11 protein-coding genes are annotated in these 10,152 nt (G+C 50.6%); 7 read left to right on the top strand and 4 right to left on the bottom strand.

The window, feature by feature from the left end; genetic code table 11:
* Nucleotides 1-89: 89 nt before the first annotated feature.
* The 6 genes from B3355_RS13610 to B3355_RS13585 all read left to right on the top strand — a co-directional run bounded on the left by B3355_RS13610 (nt 90) and on the right by B3355_RS13585 (nt 6,602).
* Nucleotides 90-1,070 carry a sulfate ABC transporter substrate-binding protein gene (locus B3355_RS13610; RefSeq protein WP_292784949.1) on the top strand — a complete coding sequence of 327 codons (981 nt, stop codon included), beginning with the start codon at nt 90-92 and terminating at the stop codon, nt 1,068-1,070.
* A gap of 46 nt (nt 1,071-1,116) precedes the next feature.
* Nucleotides 1,117-1,986, top strand: a complete 870-nt coding sequence (locus tag B3355_RS13605; protein ID WP_019882664.1) for an EAL domain-containing protein — start codon at nt 1,117-1,119, stop codon at nt 1,984-1,986.
* Nucleotides 1,987-2,097: 111 nt separating this feature from the next.
* On the top strand, nt 2,098-2,931 hold the full coding sequence (gene cysT / locus B3355_RS13600; RefSeq protein ID WP_292784946.1) for a sulfate ABC transporter permease subunit CysT: 834 nt from the start codon (nt 2,098-2,100) through the stop codon (nt 2,929-2,931).
* Between the two features lie 149 nt (nt 2,932-3,080).
* Complete coding sequence (gene cysW / locus B3355_RS13595; protein WP_024931007.1) at nt 3,081-3,971, top strand: sulfate ABC transporter permease subunit CysW; 891 nt, start codon at nt 3,081-3,083, stop codon at nt 3,969-3,971.
* A gap of 1 nt (nt 3,972) precedes the next feature.
* Entirely contained in the window at nt 3,973-4,950 is a 978-nt protein-coding gene (locus B3355_RS13590) for a sulfate/molybdate ABC transporter ATP-binding protein (RefSeq protein WP_019882661.1), read from the top strand.
* Between the two features lie 242 nt (nt 4,951-5,192).
* Nucleotides 5,193-6,602, top strand: a complete 1,410-nt coding sequence (locus tag B3355_RS13585) for a GGDEF domain-containing protein (RefSeq protein WP_292784940.1) — start codon at nt 5,193-5,195, stop codon at nt 6,600-6,602.
* Here the strand turns inward: B3355_RS13585 and B3355_RS13580 are convergent, their stop codons facing one another.
* The 4 genes from B3355_RS13580 to ribA all read right to left on the bottom strand — a co-directional run bounded on the left by B3355_RS13580 (nt 6,603) and on the right by ribA (nt 9,624).
* Complete coding sequence (locus B3355_RS13580) at nt 6,603-6,971, bottom strand: MoaF-related domain-containing protein (RefSeq protein ID WP_292784937.1); 369 nt, start codon at nt 6,969-6,971, stop codon at nt 6,603-6,605.
* Nucleotides 6,972-7,011: 40 nt separating this feature from the next.
* Entirely contained in the window at nt 7,012-7,560 is a 549-nt protein-coding gene (locus B3355_RS13575) for a nucleotidyltransferase family protein (RefSeq protein WP_292784934.1), read from the bottom strand.
* A gap of 71 nt (nt 7,561-7,631) precedes the next feature.
* Nucleotides 7,632-8,903, bottom strand: coding sequence for an O-acetylhomoserine aminocarboxypropyltransferase/cysteine synthase family protein (locus B3355_RS13570; RefSeq protein ID WP_292784932.1), 1,272 nt, complete (start codon nt 8,901-8,903; stop codon nt 7,632-7,634).
* 118 nt (nt 8,904-9,021) lie between these two features.
* Nucleotides 9,022-9,624, bottom strand: coding sequence for a GTP cyclohydrolase II (gene ribA / locus B3355_RS13565; protein WP_292784929.1), 603 nt, complete (start codon nt 9,622-9,624; stop codon nt 9,022-9,024).
* Between the two features lie 201 nt (nt 9,625-9,825).
* On the opposite strand from ribA, the gene B3355_RS13560 reads away from it, so the two are divergent.
* Nucleotides 9,826-10,152 carry a PepSY domain-containing protein gene (locus B3355_RS13560; RefSeq protein WP_292784926.1) on the top strand — a complete coding sequence of 109 codons (327 nt, stop codon included), beginning with the start codon at nt 9,826-9,828 and terminating at the stop codon, nt 10,150-10,152.

The raw sequence follows: 10,152 nt of genomic DNA, 5'->3' as shown, positions 1-10,152 counted from the left end.
ATTATAAATATATTATTTTTTATTCTTTTTAAAAATATGAGATTGTCGGTATAGTTCAGGCCAGTTTCATAATAATAAGGGAGTTATGTATGCCGTTTGTGTTGCGCAGTGCCTTACTGGCCGTGTTGTTTAGCAGTGTGTCACTGCAAGCCTCCGAGTTGTTGAATGCGTCTTATGATGTGACCAGGGAATTTTATAAGGATTTCAATCCGGCTTTTGTGCAGTACTGGAAAGAGAAAACTGGCGAAACGGTGACCATCAACCAGTCACACGGCGGCTCAACCAAACAGGCGCGCTCCGTGGTCGACGGCTTGCCGGCAGATGTGATTACCATGAACCGCAGTGCCGACATTGATATCCTGGCACAAAAAGGCAAACTGATCCCGGCCAACTGGCAAACACGTTTACCCAATAACAGCGTGCCTAGTGCTTCACCAACGGTATTTCTGGTGCGTAAAGGCAACCCTAAACAAGTCAAAGACTGGGATGACCTGGTGCGCCCAGGCGTGACTTCCGTGATTCCTAACCCTAAGACGTCCGGTAACGGTAAATATAGTTATCTGGCGGCCTGGGGCTATATCACGCAAAAAGGCGGCGATGCAGTGAAAGCGCGCCAGTTTGTGACAGAGTTGTTCAAGCATGTGCCCGTACTGGATACCGGCGGCCGCGGTGCAACCACCACTTTTGCCCAGCGTGAAATCGGCGATGTGCTGGTGACGTTTGAAAATGAAGTCTACCTGTTGCAAAAAGAACTGGGTGAGGACAAATATGAAGTGGTGTATCCGTCTGTGACCGTATTGGCCGAGAATCCGGTGTCATTGGTGGATAAAGTGGTCGATAAAAAAGGCACACGCAAAGTGGCACAGGCTTATCTCGAGTTCCATTTCTCACCACAAGGGCAAGCGCTGGCCGCCAAGCATTATTTGCGTCCGCAAGTAAGCGAAGTGGCGCAACCGGCATTCAAGAAGTTACATACGTTCACCGTCAAGCAGGTGTTTGGTAGTTGGAACGAGGCTGAAAATACGCATTTTAGCGATGGCGGTATTTTCGACCAGATTTACCAGAAGTAAGCAGATTTTTCAGAAGTACAAAGTAGTCTCGCAGGAAGGAGTCACGATGACGCAACGTCAATCAAATCAGGAACCAGAACATGTCGTACAGTTACGCGCCGAGTTAAAGCAGGCGCTGTCGCTGGATCTGGAAGAGTTGGGGCTGTTAGAAGCCAGTTCGGGTGAGTATGAGAGTACCTTTATCGGCGTGCATCTCAAAACGGCTTTTCAGCCTATTTATGATGCCAAACAAGGCGATATCTACGGCTACGAAGCCTTGATCCGCCCATCTTTGTTTGGCACGCTGGGCAGTACGCCTGAGTTTGCATTCACCTACGCCGAGCAATCGGGCAAGCTGGTGCAGTTTGACCGCGTCTGCCGCTCGCAGCACGTGTTGAACTATCGTGCGATTCATCAGGAAAACGGCTTGCTGTTTTTGAACGTGCACCCCAAGTTGCTGCTTGAAGTCAGCGCACACGGCAAGGTGTTTGAGCAGATCCTGCATAAATACTCAGTGCCTACGCATCGTGTCGTGCTTGAGATTAACGAGTCACTGATTGAGCAGGACAAACACCTGATTTCTGCCATTGAGAACTACCGTGCGCTGGGCTATCAGATTGCGTTTGACCATGTGGGCGGCCATCAGAGTAAGTTGTACCGCTTATGGAATGCCCATCATGACTACATCAAGTTTGATGTATCGGTCATTCATCAGGCAGCACAACAACCAGCGTTGGCCAAAGCCCTCAAAGGCCTGGTGGCGACCGTGCAGGATTTGGGCAGCATCCCGGTGATTCTTGGTATAGAAACACAGCAGCAACTGGATATTGCAATTGCTTCTGGCGCGACCGTGCTGCAAGGTAATTTATTGGCGGCGCCGGTAGTGGCCAAAGTCATTAATGACCAGTACCAGCACCGTTCACCTAAAGTAGCGTAATCATCCCTTCTTCAATATAACAGGCGCTTATAAATTAATGATTATCTATTCTTTTGAGATTTAAAAGAATCCAGCTACATTAGCGCCTGTTTACACTTGTCACCACACAACATGGCATCACAAAAAAAGAAACATCTACTTCCCGGCTTCGGGCTGTCATTGGGGTACACGCTGGTTTATTTAAGCCTGATTGTATTGATCCCGCTAGCCGCTGTTTTTCTACGCACCACTGAGCTGAGCTGGCATGAATTTTGGGCTGTAGTGACCACGCCACGGGTAGTCGCTACCTATAAACTGACTTTTGGTGCCTCATTGCTGGCTGCCGTGATTAACCTGGTGTTCGGCTTACTGACCGCCTGGGTGCTGGTGCGTTACCAGTTCTTTGGCAAAAAAGTGCTCGATGCCCTGGTTGACTTGCCCTTTGCCTTGCCCACTGCCGTTGCCGGTATCGCGTTGACCGCGATTTATGCGCCGAATGGCTGGTTAGGCCAGTGGCTGGAACCACATGGTATTAAAGTGGCCTTTACGCCGCTGGGCGTTGTGGTGGCACTCACCTTCATCGGTCTGCCATTTGTGGTGCGTACGGTGCAGCCTGTGTTGGAGGATTTCAGTGCAGAGGCTGAAGAAGCCGCTGCCAGCCTGGGTGCCAACCGCTGGCAAACCTTTTACAAAATTATCCTGCCAGCTATCTGGCCTGCCTTGCTCACCGGTTTTTCGTTGGCATTCGCCCGCGCTGTGGGTGAGTACGGTTCGGTGATTTTTATTGCAGGCAATATGCCTATGATCTCCGAGATTACGCCACTGATGATTATTACCAAACTGGAACAATACGATTACGCCGGGGCGACTGCGATTGCGGTAGTAATGCTGGTGATTTCTTTCGTTTTGCTGCTGCTTATCAATCTATTGCAGTGGTGGAGCAATCATCGCCATGGCAATAAATAATTGGCTGCGCGGGCAAATCACGGCGTTGCAAGTTGTTATTTGTGGGTACTCGAAATCCTCATGTACTGATTGTACATTCCGGTTTCCGCGTGCCGTGCGCCTTGTGTTTTATCCGCTCGCTCAATATTTAGTTAAATAATAGAAAACTTATGCATAACACACAATTTCAACAATATCAGGGCAAGGTGGCTTTTAAACGAGCGACCTCTGAGCCTGCCTGGGTACGCTGGGGCCTGATCGGGCTGGCCCTTGCATTTTTGGGGCTGTTTTTGCTGATTCCGCTGGCGGCCGTGTTTTCTGAGGCCTTGCGCAAAGGCTGGGGCGTCTATCTGGCGGCGATTACCGAGGCAGATGCTTTGTCAGCCATGAAGCTAACCCTGATTGCTTCCCTGATATCGGTGCCGCTTAACCTGGTGTTTGGTGTTGCCGCGGCCTGGGCGATTACCAAATTCGACTTTAGAGGCAAGAGCTTTCTGATCACCTTGATTGACTTGCCGTTTGCGGTATCACCGGTGATTGCCGGTTTGATCTTTGTGCTGATTTTTGGCCTGCAAGGCTGGTTTGGCGAGTGGTTAATTGATCATGATCTGAAAGTGGTCTTTGCGGTGCCTGGCATTGTGCTGGCGACCATTTTTGTGACTTTCCCGTTTGTGGCACGTGAGTTGATTCCGTTGATGCAGGCGCAAGGCAAAGAAGAGGAAGAGGCGGCCTTAGTATTAGGTGCTTCCGGCTGGAAAATGCTGTGGCACGTGACCTTGCCTAATGTGAAGTGGGGCCTGATTTACGGTGTGATTCTGACCAATGCGCGGGCGATGGGTGAGTTTGGTGCTGTGTCTGTAGTGTCTGGGCATATCCGTGGCCTGACTAACACCATGCCGTTGCATGTCGAGATTTTGTACAACGAATATAACTATGCCGCTGCGTTTGCTGTTGCTTCATTGCTGACGCTACTGGCGCTGGTGACCCTGGTTTTAAAAACATATGTCGAATGGCAGGCTTCGCGTGATGCCGCCAATATTGAAAAGGAAGTGACGGCTTAAGATGAGCATTACCATTCAACACATTAACAAAGGCTTTGGCCAGTTTAGCGCGCTGCGTGACATCAACCTGCAAGTACCGTCTGGCGAGCTGGTCGCACTGCTAGGCCCTTCCGGTTGCGGTAAAACCACCTTGTTACGCATTATTGCTGGCCTGGAATCCCCTGATAGCGGCCAAGTGCTGTTTGATGGCGTGGATACCACGCATCGTGATGTGCGTGAGCGCCAGGTAGGGTTTGTATTCCAGCACTATGCACTGTTCCGCCATATGACAGTGTTCGAGAACGTGGCTTTTGGCCTGCGCGTGCGTCCAAAAGAGACCCGCCCGTCAGATGCTGAAATCAAGAAACGCGTGCATGATTTACTCAAGTTAGTACAACTCGACTGGCTGGCAGATCGCTATCCACCGCAATTATCCGGTGGCCAGCGTCAGCGTATCGCCCTGGCGCGCGCCCTGGCAGTCGAGCCGAAAGTCTTGTTGCTGGACGAGCCATTTGGCGCGCTGGATGCCAAAGTGCGTAAAGACCTGCGCCGCTGGTTGCGTCGCCTGCACGATGAGTTGCATGTCACCAGTGTGTTTGTGACGCACGATCAGGAAGAAGCGCTGGAGGTAGCGGATACCATCGTGGTCATGAATCACGGCCAGGTAGAGCAGGTAGGTTCACCGCAAGGTGTTTACGACCAGCCAGCCACGCCTTTTGTGTATGAGTTTTTGGGCAATGTGAATGCGTTCGAAACGCCGCAAGGCAAAGGCTTTGTGCGCCCGTATGAAATTGCCGTGAGCCGCGTGGCAGAAGCCAACAGCATCCCTGGTGCCTTAACCTATGTGCATTCTGTCGGCTCTCTGGTGCGCCTCGAAATCAAGCGTACAGACAATGAGCAATATGTGGATGTTGAGCTTGGGCGCGAGCAGTTTAACCAGTTGAATTTCCAGCAGGGTGAAACGGTGTATCTGAAGCCGACACAACTGCGCGTGTTTTAAATAGTGATTCATTGCTAAATAAATGATGCAGGCGAGCAACGTGCTCGCCTGTTTTTTTATCTACTCTAGTCTATTCTTATTCAGATTTAAATGATAATGATTGACTTTTTGTTATTAAATATTAAATTAAATCAATGTTTAATGACATAAATAGAATAACGTTATCATGTCTTGTCACTCCATGATACTTGCTAACATTATGTTAGCCATGGTGGTGCATATGAGAAATCAATGGTATAGCGATGACGTACGACGAACACACCCCTGATACTGGTAATCTGCCAGAATATGCTCAAATGCTGGTCACTGAAGAGTGGCAGGCTATTATCACGGGCACTCCGCCTGCGGTGATTGAGCAAGTCTATGGCTTGATCAGCGACAATATGCAGGAGTTACTTACCGGTTACCGGCATTATCTGAGCACCGACCCGATATTGAGCAAGGTGCTTAATACGGATGAGATGCGCGCGAAATGGACGGCCGTGTTTGAAGAGTGGGTGTATCAGCTGTTTAGCATGCAGTTTTCAGATGTAGATCACTTCGTGCAGGAGCAGCATGCGCTAGGCATGAAATTGTCCCGAGTCGGCTACCCGGCGCATTCGGTGTCGAAAAGCCTGCGCATGATCAATGCCTGTATTTTGCGGCATATCCTCATGCAAGCGTGGACAGACCAGGAAAAAATGCAGTCAGTGATGTATGTGAATCATCTGATCGGCCTGTCGTACGAGATTCGCAACCATGGCTATATGCAGTCGATTTCTGATCAAACACGGCTTGATGAGTCCTATCGGCTGGCGGTGATAGGCAGCAATATCGCCATGGAAAGAGAGCGTCAACGCGCATTTCTCACCGAATGGGAGCGCAATATCCTAGCCTGGTTTTATAGCCCCTCCGACATCGGTTTGCCACGACTGGCCAAGTCTGAATTTGGCATGTGGTTTTTGCACAAAGCCAGCCTGATGTTTGAACGCACCCCCAAGTTGCAAAACATTGCCGAATGCATTGCAAAAATTGATCAGCAGATTTTGCCAAACCTTGAAACCACGCAGTATGATGACCGCGCGGCGATTGGCAGCCAATTCCAGTTGATTCAGCAGGACCTGGTCAAAATCAAATTTGTCATTAATGAGATTTTTGATTCGCATATTGAGCTGGATAACGCGCGTGACAGCCTGACCCGGTTGTTGAACCGACGGTTTATCCATACCGTGTTATCGCGCGAAATTGCCTTGCAAAAACGTGCAGGCGCCATCGGTTTTGCCATCCTGATTCTGGATCTGGATCACTTCAAAACCGTGAATGATAGCTATGGCCATGCTGCCGGGGACATTGCTTTGCAGAAGGTGGCGACCTTAATGACCGAATCTGTGCGGCCGTCAGACTTTGTCTTTCGGTATGGCGGTGAAGAAATGCTATTGATTCTGGTTGAAGCTGATGCGAACACGGCCATGCATGTTGCAGAGAATATCCGCAGCAAGGTCGCACAAACACGTATCCAGGCGCCGGGCGGCGACAGTATTGCGCTGACCGTCAGTATCGGCGGCGCGCTGGCCAAGGGCAAAATTGACTATGAGTCTGTGATCGCCGAGGCAGATAAAGCGCTCTACCAGGCCAAACACGCAGGCCGCAACCGGGTGATGATGAGTGCGTGATTATTTTTCACGCACGATGTTGCCTGAAATTACATAGCGTTGTTTGCCATCAATAATGGTTGAATATACCTTCATGGTGTTCAGGTTGATGACCTGGGTGACATTGATGCCTGTTTTTTCTACCCAGGTTGCAAAGTAAACCTTGTCGGCCACCGCAAAACGTTCAGGGGTTTCTACACCGTGCGCGCCTTTTTCATCTCCCTTAATGCATAGCCACGACATGGATTTAGCTTCCTTGACCGTGACGCGGTAAACACTGCCGCCGTCATATTGGTAAAGAAACTGGCCGAGGTAGGCTTCGGCAGCATGTGCTGTGGTGACCAAGCTTGAGAGCAGTATCGTGGTGATCAGTAATGGCAGCGATTTCATAGATGGTTTCCTGAAGGGGCAGTAAATAGGGCGTTTAAAATCATGATTCAAGACGGCGTAACCAGGGCCATCTTTGCTGGTAGGAGTTGGCTTTGCTTTCGTAAAGGTCACGATGTGGCGTCAGCGGATTGATGGACAGAATGCCTTGATAGAGCGGCTCAAAGCCATGCGGTGCATATACCGCATCAGGATTGATGCCAACACAAGTCGATGGAATCAGGAAGCGGTCTATGCCTTGCTGGCTGTTGTGTAACTGAGTGTAGGGATAGCCAAAGTGGCTTTCATACCACAAGTGTACCCTGGCCTGGTTGCACACCTCGACCGTGATATTGAGGTCATGGAAGAGGGCGTTGGCTTCTTCCTGGCGTGCCTGTTCAGCTTCTGTAGAGACATCCGTGACGTCAAAGTAGAAAATATCGTAATCCTTGATGTCAGCTTCCGGTGATTTGGCAGACAAACGGTTCCAGACTGTTTGGAACAGGCATCCTGCCACCAGCCAGCTATCCGGCAGTGATAAGTGATGCCAGCGTGCCAGGATCTGGGCGTTGTTCGGGTTGGTGAGAATATCTGCGACGAAAGTATGCTGCATGGCGTAGCACTTTAGCGATGATTGCAGGCGGACACAAGCCGCCTGCAATCATCAAGGTGATGCTGGATGGTTTAGACCTGGGCCAGCGCCTGCTCCAGGTCAGCAATCAGGTCGTCAATATGCTCAATGCCTACCGACAGCCTGACCATGTCTTCACTCACCCCCGCGCGGGCGAGTTCTTCAGCATTCAGTTGACGGTGGGTGGTGGTTGCCGGGTGGCAGGCCAGGCTTTTGGCATCGCCGATATTCACCAGGCGGGTGAATAGTTGCAGTGCATCAATAAAACGCGTGCCGCCTTGTAGCCCATCTTGCACGCCAAAAGACAATATCCCCGAGGCTTGCCCCTTCAGGTATTTTTGCACCAAGGCATGGTCAGGATGGTCTGCCAGCCCGGCATATTTAACCCATTTGACCTTGGGGTGTTGCTGCAAGTAATTGGCTACCGCCAAGGCGTTGCTACTATGCCGCTCAATACGCAGCGCCAGTGTTTCCAGCCCTTGCAGGATCAGAAAGCTGTTAAACGGACTGATGGCGGCCCCGGTGTTACGCAATGGCACTACGCGCGCACGGGCGATGTAGGCAGCAGGGCCTAGCGCTTCTACATAGTTAACGCCGTGGTAACTTGGGTCCGGTGTATTGAGGCTAGGGAATCTGTCCGCATGTTCACCCCACGGAAATTTGCCGCTATCGACGATGATGCCGCCTATCGAGTTGCCATGACCACCGATATATTTGGTGAGCGAATGTACGACAATATCGACACCATGCGCGAATGGTTTTGCCAGGATAGGCGTAGCAACGGTATTGTCCACAATCACTGGCACGCCATGTTTATGCGCAGCAGCGCTAATGGCAGCCAGGTCTACCACATTGCCCAAGGGGTTACCTATGGTTTCGGCGAATACCAGTTTGGTGCGGCTGTCTATGAGCTTTTCCAGCGAGGCTGGATCGCGATAATCAAAAAACCTGACTTCTATGCCTTGCTTGGGCAGAGTATGGGCAAATAAATTATAAGTGCCGCCATAGAGCGTAGAGACTGAGACAATATTATCGCCAGCCTCGGCGATGGTTTGGATGGCATAGGTAATGGCTGCCATGCCGGAACCCAGCGCCAATGCGCCTATGCCACCTTCGAGTTGTGCCAGGCGCTCTTCCAATACGGCGGTGGTCGGGTTCATGATGCGCGTGTAAATATTGCCCTGTACCTTGAGGTCAAACAGGTCTGCGCCATGCTGGGTGTTGTCAAAGGCGTAAGAGGTCGTTTGATACACGGGCACCGCCACCGCCTTGGTGGTCGGGTCGGGGCTATAGCCGCCATGGATGGATATCGTCTCTTGCTGCATCGCCTGTCTCTCCTTGTGGTTTTATTGTGACGAACAAGGAGTATAGCCCCGCCATGACGGCTGGTTTATAACATTTGCTTTGCGGCTTATAACCAGTATTTATGAGGCTGGCAGCTGCTTATCCCAGGTCTGGGATCATATGGCCCAGTTTACTGGACTTGGTTTGCAGGTACTTGAGATTTTCTGCGGTCGGTGTGGTCAGCAGCGGCACTTGCTGATGAATACTGATCCCTAACGATTGCAAGGCGGATCGCTTTTCCTGGTTATTAGAAAGCAAACGGATGCGATTGATTTCAAAGTAGCCCAACATGTCAGCAGCGGCCTCATAGGTACGTGCGTCAATCGGTAAACCCAGTGCCACATTGGCTTCTACCGTATCCATACCCTGGTCTTGCAAGGCATAGGCACGCATTTTGTTGGTCAGGCCGATGCCGCGCCCTTCATGGTTTTTTAAATACAGAATCAAGCCCTGGCCAGTTTCCTGGATCAGGCGTTGTGCGTGATGCAGTTGTTCGCCGCAGTCGCAGCGCGTGGAGCCAAACACATCGCCGGTCAAACACTCAGAATGCACTCTTACCAGTGGTTCATTGGCGCGTTGCAGTTCACCGCAGGCCAAGGCAATATGTTCCACGCCATTGCGGCTATCCGTAAACACATGGATATCAAACGCACCAAACTGGGTAGGTAATCTGGCGCTGGAAGTATGGGATAAAAAAAGCATGTGCGTGCGTATTCGGTGTTAAAGGCTCAATCTCATATTGTAGCGGTTGTGCGTTTTTTAAAGTGTCTCTCATCAATTAATCTGTACTTTACATGCAGTCGTGCACTTGCATGACTGCCAGATGGCTGGAATTCAGCTTGGTTTAAGATGAATACTGTTAAACTTTGGTCGATTTCAGTGGTTTTCAGGAGTGTTGAGCCTATGTTTTGGATGCAACGCCGTATATGGATGGTGCTTTTCGCGCTGGTACTTGTATTACTTGCGCTGGTTTACCTGCCGCGCGCAGATTCGGGTGAAAGCCCCGCCAACGCCGGGCGCTTATCGGCGAAAGGCGACATTTTGAGCCTGGAAAAAATCTCCCAAAAAGCCAAGGGCTATAAACCTGGTGAGATTCTGGAGGTCGAACTGGAGAAAAAGCACGGGCGTTATATCTATGAGGTTGAGATACTGGATGCTGGAAGCCAGGTGTGGGAGTTGAAACTGGATGCCAAGAGTGGACAGTTACTGAAAATGGAGCAAGACGACTAA

Origin of the sequence: Methylophilus sp. UBA6697 (genome assembly GCF_002454655.1) — a bacterium.
In the GTDB taxonomy this organism is placed as follows: domain Bacteria; phylum Pseudomonadota; class Gammaproteobacteria; order Burkholderiales; family Methylophilaceae; genus Methylophilus.
The sequence above is the reverse complement of the archived record's forward strand: the minus strand, read 5'-3'. Positions and strand labels throughout refer to the sequence as shown.